The 17,968-nt window shown below is 59.3% G+C and carries 20 protein-coding genes; 1 reads left to right on the forward strand and 19 read right to left on the reverse strand.

What is annotated here, in order from left to right; genetic code table 11:
• From ACIQ3A_RS01855 to ACIQ3A_RS01925, 15 genes are all read right to left on the reverse strand, one after another.
• On the reverse strand, positions 1 to 223 hold a 223-nt coding region (locus ACIQ3A_RS01855; RefSeq protein ID WP_396430057.1), incomplete at its 3' end, for an inositol monophosphatase family protein.
• A complete protein-coding gene (locus ACIQ3A_RS01860) occupies positions 220 to 930 on the reverse strand; it encodes a GntR family transcriptional regulator (protein WP_396430058.1) in 711 nt (236 codons plus the stop codon). The genes ACIQ3A_RS01860 and ACIQ3A_RS01855, both read right to left, overlap by 4 nt.
• Positions 931 to 1,029: 99 nt before the next feature.
• Positions 1,030 to 2,052: a YeiH family protein gene (locus tag ACIQ3A_RS01865; protein WP_396430059.1), complete on the reverse strand. Its 1,023-nt coding sequence runs from the start codon at positions 2,050 to 2,052 to the stop codon at positions 1,030 to 1,032.
• Positions 2,053 to 2,072: 20 nt separating this feature from the next.
• Positions 2,073 to 3,068: an Ldh family oxidoreductase gene (locus tag ACIQ3A_RS01870; RefSeq protein ID WP_396430060.1), complete on the reverse strand. Its 996-nt coding sequence runs from the start codon at positions 3,066 to 3,068 to the stop codon at positions 2,073 to 2,075.
• Between the two features lie 37 nt (positions 3,069 to 3,105).
• Positions 3,106 to 4,086: a Bug family tripartite tricarboxylate transporter substrate binding protein gene (locus tag ACIQ3A_RS01875; RefSeq protein WP_396430061.1), complete on the reverse strand. Its 981-nt coding sequence runs from the start codon at positions 4,084 to 4,086 to the stop codon at positions 3,106 to 3,108.
• A 56-nt stretch (positions 4,087 to 4,142) separates the two neighbouring features.
• Positions 4,143 to 5,318: a UxaA family hydrolase gene (locus ACIQ3A_RS01880; protein WP_396430062.1), complete on the reverse strand. Its 1,176-nt coding sequence runs from the start codon at positions 5,316 to 5,318 to the stop codon at positions 4,143 to 4,145.
• Between the two features lie 43 nt (positions 5,319 to 5,361).
• A complete protein-coding gene (locus tag ACIQ3A_RS01885; protein ID WP_396430063.1) occupies positions 5,362 to 5,643 on the reverse strand; it encodes a UxaA family hydrolase in 282 nt (93 codons plus the stop codon).
• 151 nt (positions 5,644 to 5,794) lie between these two features.
• Entirely contained in the window at positions 5,795 to 6,796 is a 1,002-nt protein-coding gene (locus tag ACIQ3A_RS01890) for a galactitol-1-phosphate 5-dehydrogenase (protein WP_396430064.1), read from the reverse strand.
• Between the two features lie 66 nt (positions 6,797 to 6,862).
• Positions 6,863 to 8,062, reverse strand: a complete 1,200-nt coding sequence (serC, locus tag ACIQ3A_RS01895) for a 3-phosphoserine/phosphohydroxythreonine transaminase (protein WP_396430065.1) — start codon at positions 8,060 to 8,062, stop codon at positions 6,863 to 6,865.
• A 68-nt stretch (positions 8,063 to 8,130) separates the two neighbouring features.
• Positions 8,131 to 8,898 carry an SDR family NAD(P)-dependent oxidoreductase gene (locus ACIQ3A_RS01900; protein ID WP_396430066.1) on the reverse strand — a complete coding sequence of 256 codons (768 nt, stop codon included), beginning with the start codon at positions 8,896 to 8,898 and terminating at the stop codon, positions 8,131 to 8,133.
• A gap of 52 nt (positions 8,899 to 8,950) precedes the next feature.
• Positions 8,951 to 10,264: a histidinol dehydrogenase gene (gene hisD, locus ACIQ3A_RS01905; RefSeq protein ID WP_396430129.1), complete on the reverse strand. Its 1,314-nt coding sequence runs from the start codon at positions 10,262 to 10,264 to the stop codon at positions 8,951 to 8,953.
• Positions 10,265 to 10,399: 135 nt separating this feature from the next.
• The gene (locus tag ACIQ3A_RS01910) at positions 10,400 to 11,455 is read right to left on the reverse strand and encodes an ABC transporter substrate-binding protein (RefSeq protein ID WP_396430067.1); all 1,056 of its coding nucleotides are present in this window, start codon (positions 11,453 to 11,455) and stop codon (positions 10,400 to 10,402) included.
• Between the two features lie 29 nt (positions 11,456 to 11,484).
• The gene (locus ACIQ3A_RS01915) at positions 11,485 to 12,282 is read right to left on the reverse strand and encodes an ABC transporter ATP-binding protein (RefSeq protein WP_396430068.1); all 798 of its coding nucleotides are present in this window, start codon (positions 12,280 to 12,282) and stop codon (positions 11,485 to 11,487) included.
• Positions 12,283 to 12,311: 29 nt separating this feature from the next.
• A complete protein-coding gene (locus ACIQ3A_RS01920) occupies positions 12,312 to 13,091 on the reverse strand; it encodes an ABC transporter permease (RefSeq protein WP_396430069.1) in 780 nt (259 codons plus the stop codon).
• Entirely contained in the window at positions 13,088 to 13,888 is an 801-nt protein-coding gene (locus tag ACIQ3A_RS01925) for an ABC transporter permease (RefSeq protein ID WP_396430070.1), read from the reverse strand. The genes ACIQ3A_RS01920 and ACIQ3A_RS01925 overlap by 4 nt, the downstream gene beginning before the upstream one ends.
• A gap of 192 nt (positions 13,889 to 14,080) precedes the next feature.
• On the opposite strand from ACIQ3A_RS01925, the gene ACIQ3A_RS01930 reads away from it, so the two are divergent.
• A complete protein-coding gene (locus tag ACIQ3A_RS01930) occupies positions 14,081 to 15,088 on the forward strand; it encodes a LacI family DNA-binding transcriptional regulator (protein ID WP_396430071.1) in 1,008 nt (335 codons plus the stop codon).
• A 52-nt stretch (positions 15,089 to 15,140) separates the two neighbouring features.
• On the opposite strand, the gene pdxH is transcribed toward ACIQ3A_RS01930, so the two are convergent.
• The 4 genes from pdxH to vapB form a co-directional block, all read right to left on the reverse strand.
• A complete protein-coding gene (pdxH, locus tag ACIQ3A_RS01935) occupies positions 15,141 to 15,773 on the reverse strand; it encodes a pyridoxamine 5'-phosphate oxidase (protein WP_396430072.1) in 633 nt (210 codons plus the stop codon).
• Positions 15,774 to 15,871: 98 nt separating this feature from the next.
• Positions 15,872 to 16,489 (reverse strand): gamma-glutamylcyclotransferase, encoded by a 618-nt coding sequence (locus ACIQ3A_RS01940; protein WP_396430073.1) that lies wholly within the window; start codon positions 16,487 to 16,489, stop codon positions 15,872 to 15,874.
• A 507-nt stretch (positions 16,490 to 16,996) separates the two neighbouring features.
• The gene (gene vapC, locus ACIQ3A_RS01945; protein ID WP_396430074.1) at positions 16,997 to 17,407 is read right to left on the reverse strand and encodes a tRNA(fMet)-specific endonuclease VapC; all 411 of its coding nucleotides are present in this window, start codon (positions 17,405 to 17,407) and stop codon (positions 16,997 to 16,999) included.
• Entirely contained in the window at positions 17,407 to 17,640 is a 234-nt protein-coding gene (gene vapB, locus ACIQ3A_RS01950) for a type II toxin-antitoxin system VapB family antitoxin (protein WP_396430075.1), read from the reverse strand. The genes vapC and vapB overlap by 1 nt, the downstream gene beginning before the upstream one ends.
• Positions 17,641 to 17,968 lie beyond the last annotated feature (328 nt).

Consider the following 17,968-nt stretch of genomic DNA (forward strand, 5'->3'; position numbering starts at 1 on the left):
GTGCCTGGGCGCTTTCTTCTCCCAGAAACCCGTGTGCTGGAAAAGTTGCGGCGATGCGGGCCCGAAGGTGGTCTTCGATGCGGCGGTCCAGCGCGCTGCACCAGTCACCGGCCGACTTGAACTCGACGGCATGTTGCTGGCCAGTGGCTTGGCGGACCATGTGCGCGGCTTCCAGCGCCAAGGTCTGCGCAAAATCTCGGGCTTGTGCGGCCAGCGTGTTCATGTCATCTCTCGCATGCGCGAGACGTAGTCAAAATGCCGGGTGTCCACAATCGAGGTCCGAAACTCGGCGGGCTGGCGGTCAAAGGTGTGCGCCACCCGGTCGATGCACAGCACCGGCGTGGCCTCGTCCAGGTTGAGCAACTGGGCACTCTCGGGCGTGACCAGCTCCGCGCGCACCCGTTCATCGGCCTCCACAATGGTGATGCCAAACGCGGCCTGGTAGTGGCCGTAAATCGTGGTGGTCCGGGCCGTGAAGGACGCTTGGTTCAAGCCTGGAAACATGGCCGCCGCGATGGCAATCCGGTCGTGGATCACGGGCTGGCCTTGCAGGTGCAAGATGTTCTCAATTCGGAACACCCACTGGCTGCCATGCAGCCCCAGGGCCTGGGCCTCGGTTTGGCTGGCCCTGGATTTGGAAAATTTGTGCAACCTGACCTCGGGAAATTCACTGTGTCCGTCGCGTGCTGCGATTTTGAAAAACTGAAACATGAAGCGCTCGCGATCGAGCTTGCCGACAAAAGTGCCCCGTCCTTGTTGGCGCAGCAACACGTGTTCGGCCACCAACTCGTCCACGGCGCGCCGCACGGTGCCCACCGAGACCTGAAAGCGCTGGGCCAAATCTTTTTCATTGGGCAGTGCTGCACCCGGTGCAGCTACGCCGGTCTGAATGTCGTTGATCAACTGCCGTTTGACTTGGCGGTAAAGCATGGGCAATGACTTTCCAAAAGAAAATGAATGCTGTTCAAGGGCAATTTAATACAAATATTTGGGGCCGAACAGTGGCGCATCATCGGCCTCAAGGCTGCGTTAGAAGGCCCCAAGCGGCAAGAAAAACAGGGCGCAAAGCACAAAAACAGCGATCACCAGCGTCTCGGTCACCAGCATCAAGACAGGTTGCCAGCCCAGTTGGGCCAGTTCCCCCAAACTGGTTTTGACACCCGCTGCGCCAATTGCAACGACCAAGCACCAACGCGAGATGCTGTTGGCCATGCTCGACACCTCGGTGGGCACCCAGCCAGAGCTGGCCAGCAGCACCATCGCCAAAAAGCCGACCAAAAAGCCGGGCACCAAGGGCGGTTTGGGAGGCGTGACACCACTGGCTTCTTGCTGCTTGCCCCAATGGCGGTAGCCCAGTGCGATCAACATCACCACCGGCAGCAACAACACCACGCGGAACAACTTGACCACGGTGGCCGCGTCGCCCGCTTCAGGCCCCATCATCATTCCGGCGGCCACCACTTGGGCCACATCGTGGATGGTGCCGCCCAAGAAAATGCCTGATTGCAGGGCTGACAGGGGCAGCTCATTCAAAAACAAGGGGTAAAGCACCATGGCCAAAGTCGACAGCACCGTGACCCCGACCACCGCCATCAAGGTGAACCGCTCGTTCTCGCGTGTAGGGGGCAGCACGGCAGAGATGGCCATGGCCGCAGAGGCACCGCAAATGCCCACAGCCCCACCCGACAGCAGACCGTGCGCAGCGGGTCGGCGAAAGGCCCGGGCCATCAAAAGTCCCGATGCTAGGGTGAGGCCCACGGCCAAAACCAAAACCAAACCCACACTGGCTCCCAAATGCGCCACTTGGTCCAGGGTGATGCGAATGCCCAGCAAGGCCACGCCAAACCTCAGCACGGTGCGGGCGCAAAACTGAATGCCCACACTGTTGCTGCCTTGTTGCGCCAAAAAATGCAGCGACAGGCCGATGAGCAGGGCGTACAGAAGCTGGGGCCCGCCGTAGTGTTCGGACAAAAAGGTCGCAGACAAGGCAATCAGGGCGCAGATCAAGACACCCGGTACATGCGCTTTGAACTGGGCACCTCTGCTGCCCATGGCTTTTCTTGGCTGACCCATCAGCACAGCGCGCGGATGGCGTCCCATGTCGACTGGGGCACATCCACGCCCGCTTGCTGGGCCGTCGCCAGCAGCTGAATGCGGCGCTGGCCGGGCAGGCGCACGCCCTCGTCGGCCAGCATGGCCAAGACCAGGGCCTCGATCCGTTCGCTGTACACCGCCTGTCCGCCCAGTGCCTCAGGGTCGATCACGATGAAGACCTGGCCAAGCCGCGGCTGGTTGCCTTCTGCTTTGAAAAAAGTGTCGGCCTCGGCGCCAAAATGGGCCCCGGTCAGGGTGGTGACCAACAGTTCAACCACCAGTGCCAGCATCGCACCTTTGGTGCCGCCCATCGCCAGCATCGAGCCTTCCAGGCCCTTGGCCGGATCGGTGGTCGGATTTCCATCCGAGTCGAGGGCCCAGCCCAGCGGGATCGATTCGCCCTTGTCTGCAGCCACCATCAACTTGCCCCGGGCCACCTCGGACAAAGACAAGTCGACACTGACCGGCGGCTGGCCTGTTCGAGGAAAAATGGCTGCGATCGGATTGGTGCCGAAAATGGCGCGCTTGCCGCCCGCTGCAGGCATGGCTGCCGGGGAGTTGCCACAGGCAATACCGACCATGCCCGCTTCAGCCACAGGGTCCAGATGGTAGGCCGCCATGCCGAAATGGTGGCTGTTGGTGACCGCTGCGATGGCGATGCCTTGCTGCCGAGCCCGACCGATGGCCTGCTCGATGGCCAGTTGGCAAGCCGGGAATGCAAAACCATTGCCCGCATCGATCAACACCGCTGCCGAGCGTTCGTGCAGGATGCTCGGCTCGGCATTCCCGAGCACCCGACCTGCGCGCAGGTGCGAGACGTACATGGACACGCGTGAGAGCCCGTGTGAGGGCAAACCGCTGGCTTGTGCTGTCACAAGCGCCAGCGCTGTGGCGTGGGCCTGCAGCGGGGAGGCCCCGTTGTGGACCAGCGCTGCTTGCACCAGAGACAGGATTTCTTGAAACGGGTGCAGCATTTAGCCAAGCCTTGAAAGGGGTGGGGTGGGGGCTTGGTCAGCCAGGTTGGATGTTGCGTGTTTTGACGATCTCACGCCAACGGGCCACGTCTTTTTTCAGAATGTCGGCAAATGCGGCAGGGCCCAGACCGGTGGGGGCAAAGCCCAATGCCGCCACGCGTTCAGAGACATCTTTCAACTTGAGCGCGCGGATCGCTGAGGCCGCGACTTTGTCCACGATGGCGACGGGTGTGCCCGCTGGCACCATCAAACCCGTCCAGTTTTCCAACTCGACACCGGGCAAACCGGATTCGTTGAAGGTGGGGACATCGGGCAACAAAGGGTGGCGTGCGGCCGAGGTGATGGCCAAAGCCCGCAGTTTGCCAGCCTTCACGTGCACTGAGGCTTCGGGCAGGTTGGAGACAATGAAGTCAATTTGCCCACCCAGCAGGTCGTTCAATGAGGGGGCACCGCCTTTGTAGGGGATGTGGGTGACCTCCAACTTGGCATTCAGGGCCAGCAGTTCCAGCCCCAAATGGGGCGGCGTGCCGTTGCCGCTGGAGCCACCGCTCAGGCGCTTGGCGCGGGCTTGGGCCAAAAACTCGGCCAGGTTTTTAGCTGGGTTGTTTTCGTTGACCACCAACACCAACGGGCTGCTGGCCAAGTGCGCGACAGCCGTGAGGTTTTTCTCCAGGCTGTAAGGCAGGTTGCTGAACAGCGACTGATTGACCGCATGTGCCAAAGTGATGGCCAGCCAGGTGTAGCCGTCGGGCGGCGACTTGGCCGCCAGATCGGCGCCCAGATTGCCGCTGGCCCCAGCACGGTTGTCCACCGTGATGGGTTGTTTGAATTCGATGCCGGTTTGTTGCCCGATCAAGCGGGCCATGACATCGGTTTGACCACCGGGCGCAAACGGCACGATGTAGCGCACCGGTTTGGACGGAAAGTCGCTCGCTGCTTGCGCTAAAACCGAGGTGGGAAAGGCGGACATGGCCGCAGCCGATGCCAACGCGTGAAGTGCCGATCGTCTGGTGCGCATGTCTGTCTCCTGAGTGTAAAAAAAGGGCTGAGGAGGTTTCCACAGCCCTTGGGGGGTCAAGCGCTTTCGAACAAGCGGGTCATCACAAATTCGCGATGGCCCAGCGCTTCCGCCGAGGTGAAGCGCCCGTTGATGGTTTGCATCATCATGTCGAGCAACAAGTCACCGGCCTCGTCCATGGTTTGCTCTTGTTGCAGCAGGCCGGAGCAGTCCACATCGATGTGCTCGCTCATCAGGCGCACGGTGCGTGGGTTGGCGCAGATCTTGATGACGGGCACGATCGCATTGCCGATCACGTTGCCTTGGCCTGTGGGAAAAAAGTGCACCGCAAAACCCGAGGCCGCGCACAGCGTGACCATCTCGGCTGCGGCAGAGGACGAGTCCATGAACCAAAGCCCGGGGGCTGTGGGTGTCTCTGCCTTGTCGAGCACGCCATCGACGATGCATTCCTTGCCGATTTTCTGGATGTTGCCCAGCGCTTTTTCTTCGATCGTGGTCAAACCACCGGCGATGTTGCCCTTGGTGGGTTGCGAGTCAGACAAGTCGGTGGTGGCGTGGCGCTTGATCATGTCCTGGTAGTCGTTGAACATTTTCATGAAGTCGGTGCGCACCTGCTCGGTGCGGCAACGCGCGGCCACCAGATGCTCGCCACCGGTCAACTCGGAGGTTTCGCCAAACACCAGCGTGGTGCCCAGGCCATAGAGTTTGTCGAAGGCATTGCCGACGGTCGGGTTGGCACCGCAGCCTGAGGTGGTGTCGGACTCACCGCACTTGGTCGAGATCCAGAGGTCAGAGATAGGGCACTCGACGCGGTGCAGACTGGTGGCGTGCTGCACCATGGTCTTGGCCGCTTTGGAGGCGCGCATGATGGTGTCGTGGTCGCCGTGGCCTTCGATGCCAAAGCCAACCACGGGCTTGCCGGTGGCCGCAATGCCGTCGACCACTTTCTTGGTCCAGCTGTCCTCAATGCCAATCACCACCACAGCCGCCACGTTGGGGTTGGAGCCTGCACCGATCAAGGTGCGAAAGTGCAGCTCGAGGTCAGCACCAAATTGCAGACGACCATAGGGGTGGGGAATGGCCATGGTGCCTTTGACCGCGTGGGCCACGGCTTCGGCGGCAGCGTTGGACAAGTCGTCCAGCGGCAAGATGATGACGTGGTTGCGAACGCCGACACGGCCGTTTTCACGGCGGTAGCCCCAGAAAGTGGTGTTTTTGTCAATGAGGGTCATGGGATAAGCCTTGAAAAAGAGGAGGGGTCAAGTGGCGAGCGGATCACCAGCGCTTGGTCTTGATGTTGTGCACATGGGCGTGGTCGCCAATGGCAATGGGCGCGACCACTTTGCCAATGTCTGTGCCGTATTTCATGACCGTGTCACCCAGGGCCATCGCCTTCACGGCCACTTTGTGGCCGATGGGAATGGCCGCGTTGGCCTTGATCGTGATGGTGCGGTTGTCGTCCAGGATGAGCGCGGTCATGTTCTGACCGGCTTCGATGCCTTCGACGACGACAACAGCAACGCTGTCTTTTTCTTCATGCAGTACGCAATGGATCACAAGATTCTCCTGGAGTGGGTGGACTGACTGGAACACGCTGTGCCTGAAAAAATGCACAGGCTGGGCATTGGTTCTTGGAAATTAATGTAAATCATCTATATGAATTCTAACGTCGGTGTTTACCCGATGAGGCATGCCGGTGGCAGCTCTGTCAGGGCAGCAGCACCAGCTTGCTGGAGGCGATTTGGCCGCTGTCCAGGTCTGCAAAAGCCTTCGCGCCGTCGCTCATCGGCATGCTTTGCACCCACGACAAGTCGCCAAAGGCGCCTTCATGCAGCAACTTCACCGTGGCCCGCAGGTCTGCCGTGGTGTAGGTGTAGGTGCCCATCAAGGTGATTTCGGCCAGGGTGAGTTTGCGCATGTCGATCTCGCTGGCCCAGTCTTGCAGACCGATGTGCATCACCACACCGCCAGGCTTGACAGCGCTGAGTGCGGCCACGCGGGTCAGCTTGCTGCCCACGGCGTCGATCACATAGTCAAAACCATTTTCTTCGGGCTGCTCAGTTCGGGGGTCATAAGTGACCACCCCGGCGTGTTTTTCGGCCGATTCGCGTCGCAACGGATTGACTTCGGCCAAGACCGTGCCACGCGCCCCATAGCTTTTGAGCAACAAGGCGGCCAACATGCCAATGGCACCCCCGCCAATGATCAGCGTGCGATTTTCTGGCAAAGGTCGAGCCATGGCCTTGAGGCTCATGTTGATGGCATGCAGCGCTGTGGCAGCGGGTTCGGTCAGGGCGGCTTGGATGGCGGGCATGTCTTGCGGCATCTCGATCAGAGAGGCGGCTGGGATGGACATGAACTCGGCAAATGCGCCGGGGCGGGTCATACCCACCATGGTGCGGCGGCTGCACAGGTTGTTGCGCCCTTGCACGCAGTAGTCACACACACCGCAGGTGATCAGTGGGTTGCCCGTCACGCGCAGCCCTGTCTCGAAGCCGGGAGCTGCGCTCTTGACCACCGTGCCGCAGAACTCATGCCCCAGAACCAGTCCGGGTTTACGGCGGGGATCGTGCCCATGGTAAGCATGCATGTCGGAGCCGCAAATGCCCACAGCGTCAATGCGCAAAACGACTTCGCCCGGGACCAAGTCGGGTTCAGGACGTTCCTGGATTTGGACTTCGAGTGGGTTGGTGTAGACGAGTGCTTTCATGGGATGTGTTCCGAGTTAAGGCGTGGTGTGAATGGTTTGGTGCTGGCAGCTGAAGGGTGTTTGACATCACGCTGCCGAATGTTGGGTGCGACAGGTCTTCATGAAATCTGCCATGAAGGCGCCCAATACCTCCACTTGATCCATGCTGACGCCGTTGTACAAACTGGCCCTCAAGTACTTCCCAACCCCAAATGGGGTCAGTGTTCTTAAGCCGACGATTCCCTGCTCCCAGCCTTGGATCAAGAAGTTTCGAGTAGATTCCTCGTCGCCACCGTCGACATCAAAGGGGATGTTCATGCGGCTGCGGATGGAGGGATCAGCGATGGGGGTGGAATAAAAGCCCTCTGACTTGTCGATCAAGTTGTACAACATGGCCGACTTTGCAATAGCTCGGCGTTCCATTTCTTGCACGCCACCCTCCGCGATCATCCACTGCATATAAATGTTGACCACCTCAACGTTGAAGGTGGCGATGGTATTCCACAAATTGCCCTCACGGGCATTGGTGGTGTAGCACAGGACGCCTGGGCAAAGTTGACTGGGCGTGCCCAGCAAGTCCCGTCGAATGACACACAGAGTGAGGCCGGGGTGACCGATGTTTTTGGATGCGCAGGCATACAGAACGCCCACATTGCAGCCCACCCAGTCAATGGGCTTGGTGGAAAAGTCTGACGATGCGTCAACGACCAGGGGTGCTTTGATGCCCAGCTTGGGCAGCTGATGCAACTCAATCCCGTTCACCGTTTCATTCGAGCATAGATACACGTACTTGGATTCGGGATCCAAATTCTCAAAGGATGGGTTATGGGTAAACGTGCCATCTTTGTTCTCGGAGGAAACAACGATGGGGCGGCAGTATTTTGAGGCGTCGGACAAGGCGCGTTTGGACCAGGTGCCATTCACCAGGTACGTCGCTTTTTCATCGCCCTTGGGACAAAGGTTGAGTGGAACCGCCGCAAACTGCCCGTGCCCACCACCATGCATGAAAAGAATTTCATACTGATCAGGAATGCTCATCGCCGTGCGGCAGCGTTGCACCACGCTGGCAAGGATGTCTAAAAACTCAGGCGATCGATGCGAGAGGTACATCGAGCACATGCGTTCCGCGTCGAACAAGGCCTTGATGCCAGCTTGTACTTCAGCCGCAAGGGATGTAGGCCCAGGGCTGAAATTCAGCGGTGTCACACCGCTGGGGGGACGCAAGGATCCGAGCAGGGCCGGATGAATGTCGGCTGGTTTCAATTGGGATTGGTCAAAGCGGGTCATTTGATGTGTTCCAGAGCAGGCATTGACGCGCCTGGTGACGACATGATTCTTCCATGTGCTTGAGGGTGCTACTTGGCGGTATAACCGCCGTCAATCATGATGGTTTGGCCCGTGATGTAGCTGGACGCATCGCTGGCCAAGAAAACAGCCAGGCCATGGATGTCTGAGAGCTCGCCATTTCGACCTAAACAGGTTTGTGCAGCATGCCGTGCGACCAACTCCGGGTTGTCAAAGACAGGTGCTGTCAAAGCCGTCGGAAAAAATCCAGGCCCGATGGCGTTGCAGGTGATGCCGTGTGGGCCCCATTCGAGTGCCATGGCCCGGGTCAGCTGAACGATGCCGCCTTTGCCTGCGCCATAGGGTGCGCTGTTGGCAAATGCCCGGTGGCTTTGCAGGCTACCGATGTTGATGATGCGACCCCAGCCGCGCTGCTTCATGGCTGGTGCCAGCGCCTGGGTCAGGAAAAACGGGGCGCTCAAGTGCAGGTTGATTTGGGTCATCCAGCTCGCTACCGAGATATCTCCGAAAGGTTCACGCAGGTTCACGCCGGCTGCATTCACCAAAATATCGACCGGACCGAGGGCCAGCGTTTGGCGTGCGCCTTCCTGAGCGGCCTCTGGAGAGGCGAGGTCGCAAACCAGGGTGCGCACCGAGATGCCCATGGCGGACATTTTTTCAGCAGATTGCGTCAACAGGTCTTGTCTGCGGGCCATCAAGACAAGTTGTGCCCCGGCCATGCCCAGTGCCTCCGCCATGGCTTCGCCCAGCCCGGAGCTGCCCCCGGTGACCAGTGCGGTGCGACCGGTCAGATCAAAAGAAGCAGGCAACCGGTTCATGCGATGGCCCCAGGTTTTTGAACGCTGTGTTGATCGAACGGGTGCTTCATGCTCATACTTTCACGGGTTCACCCAGTTCAAACGACTGGCCTGGAAAGTATTTGGCCAAGCGGTCATCGGCCGTGCGGGCATGGGCTTCCATGCCTTCCAGCCTGGAGATGCGGGCGGTGGCCAGGCCGATGTCGCGTGCGGCTTCACGCGTCATTTTTTGCCAAGTGAAGGTTTTCAGGAACTTGTGCACCGACAAGCCGCCTGAATAACGCGCCGCGCCTTTGGTGGGCAGCACGTGGTTGGGGCCGCTGGCTTTGTCACCGTAGGCCACGGTGGTCTCTTCGCCCAAAAACAAGGAGCCATAGCAGGTCAGTGTTTTGAGCCACCAATCGAGGTCGGCGGCGTGCACTTCCAGGTGTTCACTGGCATAGCGGTCGGAGATTTCCACCACCTCGTCACGGCTGTCACACAGCATGACTTCGCCGTAATCGCGCCAAGCGGCACCGGCGGCATCGCGTGCGGTGGGGGGCAGCAAATCAATCAATGGGGGCACTTGCCGCATGACTTCTTCGGCCAAGCTGCGGCTGGTGGTGAACAGCCAAGCGGGTGACTCGTGGCCGTGTTCTGCTTGACCCACCAAGTCGCTGGCGACGATGGCCGGGTCGGCCGTTTCGTCGGCGATGATGCCGATCTCTGAGGGGCCTGCAAACACGTCAATGCCCACTTTGCCAAACAAGGTGCGTTTCGCCTCGGCTACAAATTTGTTGCCCGGGCCCACGATCACGTCGGCTGGTTTGCCTGTGAACAGACCATAGGCCATGGTGGCAATGGCTTGCACCCCACCCAGGGTCATGATGATGTCGGCCCCGGCTTTGTTGAAGGCGTAGAGCAGATAAGGGTGCATCGGCCCCCCTCGAAAAGGCCCCGAGCAAGCGATGATGGTCTTGACACCTGCCGCCTTGGCGGTGGCCACACCCATGTAGGCACTCGCAATGTGTGCGTAACGTCCGGCCGGGGCATAGCAGCCGGCCACATTCACGGGCAGCACCCGCTGACCGGCGGTGACACCTGGGTGCAGTTCGACCTGGAATTCCGACAGAGAGCGTCGCTGGGCTTGCGCAAAATCAAAGACCTGCTTGATGGCGAAGTCAATGTCCGCCTTGACCTGTGCAGGCACTTCGCGTGCATTGGCGTCGATCTGCGCCTGAGTGACGACCATCTCGCCCGTCCATTGGTCCAGGTCGGCGGCGTACTTGCGCACTGCAGCTTCACCGTTTTTCTGGATCTCGGCCAGCATGGTGTTGACAACCTCTTGAGCCTTGGCTGTTTCGGTCTCGGGTGTCTTGTCTGCTTTTTTTAAATACGTGATGGCCACGTTGATCTCCAGGCTGAAGTGTGTTGTAAGAATCGAGGCAAATGAAGTCCCCATGCACGTCAAATCGTGCACAAGTCGACAGAAAAATGGGTGCGCCAGAACCAGGATTTATGTTCCGGGTTCTGGCTTGGAAAATTACCGGGTCGAGTTGGCCAACTCACGCAGTTTGGGGTCGGCCTGCACCAGCTTCATGTACTCATCGGTCACGAAGTCGGCCACCGCTGGCACTTGTTGCACGGCACCGGTTTCGCGCATGAAGCCCGACAGTTCAGTGAACCAGCCATCCATCATGGAGTTGGCGTTGCCACCTGTGCGTTCCATGGTTTTGAGTTGCTGGGCCAGTGTGAAGGTAGGCCGGGTTTCAAACTCTTTGTTCATCGCGGCATCGCTGATGCTGACGCCACCCTTGGCGTAAAAGTCTTTCATCATGCGAATGGCTTCGGGGCGATTCACGCCCATCCAGCTCCAGGCGCGCAGATAGACAGCGAGGAATTTGGCCACGTTTTGCGGATTCTGCTTGGCGTAATCACCGCGTGCGATCAAGGCACCCGGAACAATAGCGCCGCTGTCCTTTCCGTTGCACAGCATTTTTGCACCCGCTTTTTCTTCCACCGTGTAGGTGTTGGGCGCCCACATGCCAGCCAGGTCAGAGTTGTTGGACGACAGCGCCGAAATGATCTCGGCTTGGCCCATGTTCTTCATGACAACATCGGATTTTTTGAGGCCGTACTTTTTCAGGCAGGCCTGCACCGCGAAGTCGGCCGTCGAGTTTTGCGTCAAGGTGATGGTCTTGCCGCGCAAAGCACCGGCAGGGTCTTTGGCGAAATCAGCAGCGGCTTTGCTGCTGCCCACCAGCCCGTTGGCGGCCGACTCGTCATTGGTGATGCCAATCGTCTTGATGCCAAAACGCACATGCCCCAACACGGCAGGCACCGAGCCCGTGCCGCCCACATCCCAAGAACCTGCGGCTGAGGCCGCGATCTGTGGCACGCCCGCTGGGAAGGTGGAGAACTCGGGCGCCAAGCCCACGTCTTTCCACCAGCCTTTTTCGGTGGCGATGTGGAACGGTAAAGCCCAATAAAGAGAGGGCTGGTAGCTGATCTTGATAGGCGTCAGTGCTTGCGCTTGTGCGGTGCCAGACAGGCTCATCACGAGGCTGATACCCAGGGCTGCGGCGGCGAGTTTTTTCATGTCGTTGTCTCCTTCGGTTGGTGGTTGCTTTAATGATCCGTGCCCGCGTGCTCTTCACGCAAAGACTTCCAGATTCGGGTGCGCAAATGGACGAAGCTTTCCAAGTCCATCACGTCTTCGATCTTGCTGTGTTGGTCCCACTGCTCGGCTTCGCGCACAGACTTCACATCCAAAATCTCTTTGATTTTTCCGGGGCGACTGGTCATGACCACGACGCGATCGGCCAGGTACACCGCCTCTTCCACTGCGTGGGTGATGAACAGCACGGTGCGCGGGTTTTTGCGCGCCAGCTTGACCAACTCTTCTTGCATGACCACACGGGTCTGCGCATCGAGCGCGCCAAAGGGCTCGTCCATCAGCAGTACTTGAGGGTTGAGCGCATAGGCGCGCGCAATGGCCACGCGTTGCTGCATGCCCCCTGAGAGTTGGTGGGGGTAAGCGCTCTCGTAGCCCTTGAGGTTCATCAAGGCGATGTAGTGGGCAATCAGGTGTTCGCGCTCGTCTTTGGCAATGCCTTTGCTGCGCAGGCCAAAGTCGATGTTGTCTTGCACCGTTTTCCAGGGAAACAGGGCAAATTGTTGAAACACCACGGCGCGGTCGGGGCCAGGCTCGGTGACCACCACGTCGTTGACTTTTACGGTGCCGCTGCTGGGGAATTCAAGCCCTGCCGCCATGCGCATGCAGGTGGTTTTGCCGCAACCTGATGGCCCCACGATGGCCACGAACTCTTGGTCTTGCACCAGGAGTTGGATCTTGTCGAGGATGAGAAAGTCCTTGCCATCGCGCTGAAAAACGCGGCTGACATCGTTGAACTGGATAGTGGCCATGGGTGGGTTTGGGTTTGAAAAATGACGGTTCAAGCGTTGCGGTGTTTGAGCAATTGCTTTTCCACACGCCGAATCAGGATGTCGATCACCACGCCCACGGCGCCGATGGCGATCATGCCCACCATCACCGTGTCGGTGGCCAAGGCGCTTTGCGCGCGCACAATCAGATTGCCCATGCCGCTGCTGGCCACGATCAGCTCGGCCCCCACCAAAGACAACCAGCCCAGCCCCGCGCCAATGCGCAAACCGGCAATGATGGATGGCACAGCCGCTGGGAACAGCACCTCGGTGATGGTTTTGAAACTGCCCACGCCCAGCATGCTGGCCGCCTCCAAGTAGCGCACCTCGACGTTGCGTGCGCCTCGGTAAGCGTTGATCAGGCAGGGCGGAAAAGCACCGGCAAAAATGATCAAAGTGGGCCCACCGATGCCCGTGCCAAACCACAGCGCGGCAAAGGGCACCCAGGCTACGGGTGCGATGAAGCGCACCGCATCAAAGAGCGGCGTCACGACATCGTCCAGCCAGCGAAACCAGCCCATCGACAAACCCAACGGAATACCCACCAAGGCCGCCAATCCAAAACCCATGCCAAAGCGCTTCAAGCTGGCGTACATGTGTTCTGGCAAGGTGGCGCCGGCAAACGGCGTGTTCATGAGTTCAAACAGTTTGAGCAAGACCTCGTGCGGCATGGGCAAAAATTGGGGCGGTGAAAAATGCAGCGCCCGGGCCAAGTACCAAAAGGCAAAAAACGCCACCGTGCCGGTGACCGTGAGGCCCCAAAACTGGGCTCGGCTCAGGTCTTTGTTCATGTGGCCACCCGTCCTTTGCGCCAGAGCATGGCGCGCTCTTCCAGCACCCCCAACAGCCAGGTGGTGGACGCACCGCACAGGCCCACAAAGACCATGGCCACCAAAATCATGGCGGGAAAAATGTCCTGTGCGGCTTGATTCAAGATGCTGCCTAAGCCGTAAAGTGCGCCAATGAGTTCAGCCGCCACCAGGGTGGTCCAACTGGCCTGCAAAGACAGCCGCAGCCCGGTGAAAATCATGGGCAAGGCACCTGGGACCAACACCTCGGAGACCATGCGCCAGCCCCGAATGCCCAACATGCTGGCCGCTTCCATCACCGGTGTCTCGATGTTCCGAACACCGGTGTAACTGTTGATGACCGAGGGCACAAAGGCGGCCACGAAGATGACCAAAATTTTGGAGCCATCGTCCAGGCCCAGCCAGACAATGGCCAAAGGAATCCAGGCCAACGGGGGGATGGGGCGCAGCAGCAAAAAAGCCGGGTTGATCAGCGCTTCGGCCCGGCGTGAGTAGCCCATCAGCAAACCCAGTGGCACGCCGATAGAGACCGCCACGGCAAAACCCATCGCGACCAGTTTCAGGCTGTGCAGAATGTGCTGGTGCAACTTGCCGTTGCCGTAGCCCTCGGTCTGGATGAAGGTGAAAGCACTGAGCACTTCGACTGGGCGCGGAAAGCGAGACGGGTTGATCCAGCCGGTGAGAGTGGTGCTGAGGTACCACAAGCCCATGACCAGCAAAAGGGTGGCGACGCCCAGCGCTGAGCGGCGGTAACTTATTCCTTGGGCCAGGGCCACCATGCTTCCTTTCACAGGGATTTTTGGAGTGCTTTCAAAATGTAAGCGCTTGCATGGATTTTTGTTTTGTTGCCTGATGTTGTCAATCATGAAAACCCGAATAGCCCGCGAAATCAGGGAAAACACCGAAATGAAATTTGAAAGGGCTTACATTTAAGTGCCATCGATCGGCGACTTATGGCATGCTAAGTCCCCATGAAACAAAGCGCCACGATTCAGGACGTTGCCCGGCTGGCGGGGGTGTCCACCGCGACTGTATCGCGTGTGCTCAGCAAGCCCGGTGTGGTTCGCAGCCACACGCAAGAGCAGGTGATGGCGGCGGTCAGGCAACTGGACTATCAACCTGTCGCGGCGGCTCGCGCGCTGGCATCAGGCCGCACCCACACCGTCGGCTGCGTCATTCCCACCCTGGACCATGCCATTTTTGCCCGCAGCACCCAGGCCATGCAGACCACGCTGGCGCAGGCGGGCTACCAGCTGTTGGTGGCCAGCCATGAATACGATCCGGGCACTGAATTGGAATTGGTGCGTGCTTTGCAACAGCGTGGCGTGGATGCTCTGGTGCTGGTCGGCACCGACCATGCCCCCCGGCTGTGGGAGGCGCTGAGCGTTTGGCGTAAACCCACCCTGCTGACTTGGTCCTGCGACCCGCGCTTGCCGTCCTTGGGCTTTGACAACGCGGGGGCGGCCCGCATGGCCACTGAACATTTGCTGGGGCTGGGGCACCGGGACATCGCCGTCATCTCAGGGTTCAGCGCGCACAACGACCGCGCTCGCAGCCGGATTGAGGGCGTGCGCCAAGCACTGACGCAGCACAAGCTGACACTTCAACCGAGCCTGATCACAGAGCAGGCTTTCAATCTGGAGGGGGGACGTCTGGGGCTGCGCAAGCTGATGAGCGCCCGGCAGCCGCCCACGGCCATTTTTTGCGGCAACGACCTCTTGGCCGTGGGCGCATTGCTCGAAGCCCAGCGCATGCATCTGAAGGTTCCAGAACAACTTTCGATTTGCGGCATTGACAACCTCGAGATCGCTGAAGCCATCAATCCAGGGCTCACCACCGTCAGCCTGCCCACGCAGGATCTGGGCCGAATTGCTGCGCAATACATGTTGTCCGCCATTTCGGGTGAGGTCATTGCAGCGCAGTCCTTGCTGCCATTCGAACTGGTGGTTCGGGGCAGTACCGCAGTGTTGTCCAGCTGAAGCACCCAGCCTGGCTGCCCGGTTGTTTGCCAGCCCCGGGAACGGCGGCAGGTCAGGGGGCCAGTCGCTCACGCAACCATTGGCCATCGCCTTGCGAGTAGCGCAATCGGTCGTGCAGTCGGCTTTTGCGACCTTGCCAGAACTGCCATTCATCGGGCACCAGACGGTAACCGCCCCAGTGCGGTGGGCGTGGCGGCCTGAGCATGAATTGCGCGGCGTATTTGGCGGCGTTGGTCACCAGCACGGTGCGGCCCTCGATCACCTGGCTTTGCGGTGAGGCCCAGGCCCCAATGCGTGAGTCCAGTGGGCGGCTGTGAAAATAGGCATCGCTTTCTTCGTCACTGACTTTCTCGACCCGGCCTTCGATGCGCACCACGCGCTCCAGCTCCACCCAGTGAAATTGCAGCGCGGCAAAAGGGTTGCCCGCCAGCTCCTGGCCCTTGCGGCTGTCGTAATTGGTGTACCAGACAATGCCGCGCTCGTCGCAGCCTTTGATCAGTACCACGCGCGTGCTGGGCCGCAGGTTGCTGGCCACGGTGGCCAGTGTCATGGCGTTCGGCTCGGGCACTTCAGCCGCAATGGCTTCTTGCAGCCATTGCTCAAATTGCTTGAGGGGGTCGGCGTTGGAGGCGTTTTCGTTGAGCTCGGCTTTTTCGTAGCTCTTGCGCAGGTCGGCGATGTTCATACAGCAAGTATAGGCATGCCCTGTTGATGCCGGCCCGGGTGGTGCTGGTGAGCTTGAGCAGGGCAGGGGCTTAAGACGCAGGATGGACAGGGCGCACTTCAGTCGGCATGGCGGAGTAAAGCGGCCAAAGCCCGGTCTTCGATGCCATGGGCGAGCAAGCTCTCGTAGGTTTGCAGGGCGTAGTCCCGCGTGGTGCCAAAGCGTCCGCACGCCTGCTGAAAAATCTGACGGTAGGTTTCTGCAGGCAAGTGACCAGTGAAACTGGGGCTGCTGCGCGGCAGGGTGAAGGCCAGCGCCTTGACCCGGCCCTGGGGCGTGGCGCAGGGCAGCCAGCAGGGGGTGTAGACGTCCATGGGCATTTCCCTGGCCCAAAGCCGCGTCAACACTTTATCGGCCTGGTCTTTGGCAACTCGGTAAACCATGCCCTGGCAGCTGCCACCGGGCAGCAAGGCAAACACCAGGCCGGGGCATTCTGGGCTGCCCCGGTTCAGGCGGCTCCACATTTTGAGGGCGCGGTGCCAGCCCCAGACACGGCTGATGTGCTGCTCTTGCGCCTCGAATTCGGGCCGCCACAGCAAGGAGGCGTAGCCAAATACCCACAAGTCCTGACCGGCGGCACACTGCTTTCGAAAATGCTCAAGCAAAGGGCCCTGAAAAGCAGGCGATCCGTTGGCATGGGCCAAGCTGGTTGGCGCGTTGGCAGTTGTATCTGTCATGTGCAATCAGGGCCCTTTTGACCATTTTGAAACCATTTTCGGAGAAAATAAAAACGCCCAAGCCTTCATGCGAGCATTCATCCGCAAACGGGCAGGTTTTGCAGGGCGATCCGTTGAACAGTGGCATGCTGCGGAGCGTCCTTGAAGTTGCTAACCCTAGGTTTCTAAGTTATTGATTTTTATAGACGATCTGAAATTTGCGTCACAGTACTTACTATCAATGCGTCATTGAAGTTGCTACTTTTCCAGTTTTGCGTCCCTGAAGTTTCAATTTTTCTAAGGAGCTCGATTTGGTCTTTCTGAGCGACCAAGGCGACAGTCAAATGGACTGGTTTGCAGCCAAAGCAGTCACTGTGGTGTGCTTCAGACAACGGCAGCTCTCTGCCTGAGAGCTCTCGGCGTGGCAATCACGTCAAAGGTTAGCTGCTGGCCCGCCGCAGCTATCGCGGCAAACTTGGCGTGGCAGTCGACGCACTTTTGTGCGGCTGATGCACGACAACTCGTAAATTACTGCGCTGTGTGGACCCAGTTCTCTGCTTCCAGCGCAGGCACCCGTGCAAACTCCCCCATGTTGTTCGTCACCAGCACCAGGCCTTCGCTGCGGGCGTGGGCTGCAATGTGCGTGTCGTTCACACCTATAGGCTGGCCGAGTTTTTCCAAGGCGGCGCGAATGACTCCGTAATGTTGCGCGGCCTTGGGGCCATAGGGCAGAACTTCTAGGCGACTGCAAAAGTCTTCGATAGCGGCTAGGTTCTCGCTCACCCGGCTGCTTTTCTCCGCACCGTGCAAGAGTTCGGCGAGGGTAACCGAGGAAATTGCCATGCGGCTGGCGTTGGTGTTGAAAGTGGAAAGCACCTCGACAGGTCGCCGCTTCAACACGTAGATGACGATGTTGGTGTCCAGCAGGTAACGCAGCATCAGAGCGCCTCCCGCTCCGGCTGGTGCTGGGTGGCGCGCTCGGGCAGGAAGTCGTCGCTAACTGTGGGGCCACCCAGAAAGAAGCTGTCCCAGGTTTGGCCTAGGGGGGCGAGGATGCGCTCGTTACCTTTGACGCGTATCTCTACTTTTTGGACACCCTCGGGTAGACGCACGTCCAAAGGGAGACGAACGGCCTGGGTACGGTTATTGACGAAAACAGTGCCGATGGACATGATGACCTCCACGAAAAGTATATAGCAATTGTATATGGCGGCTCCGCAGTAGTCAATTGGGCGTTTTACAAAGGTCTCGGTTCCGCCACAGCACACGCTTTAAGAGCTCCAGCGTGAGTCAATTCCCACTTCTCAATTCCCGATTCAAGCCAGTGGCCAATGGCAGGAGAGGGCGGAAGCAGTCACTGTGGTGTGCCGCAGACAACGGCGGCTTCCAGCCTCAAACAGACCAAATACATTGCTGCTGAAAATAGCATTTTCAGTGACGCATAAGAGCAACAACAGTGACGTTCTGCACATGCGCCTGAAAGTCGTACCCGGTATGTAA

Origin of the sequence: Limnohabitans sp. (assembly GCF_044361985.1) — a bacterium.
In the GTDB taxonomy this organism is placed as follows: Bacteria; Pseudomonadota; Gammaproteobacteria; order Burkholderiales; family Burkholderiaceae_C; genus Limnohabitans_A.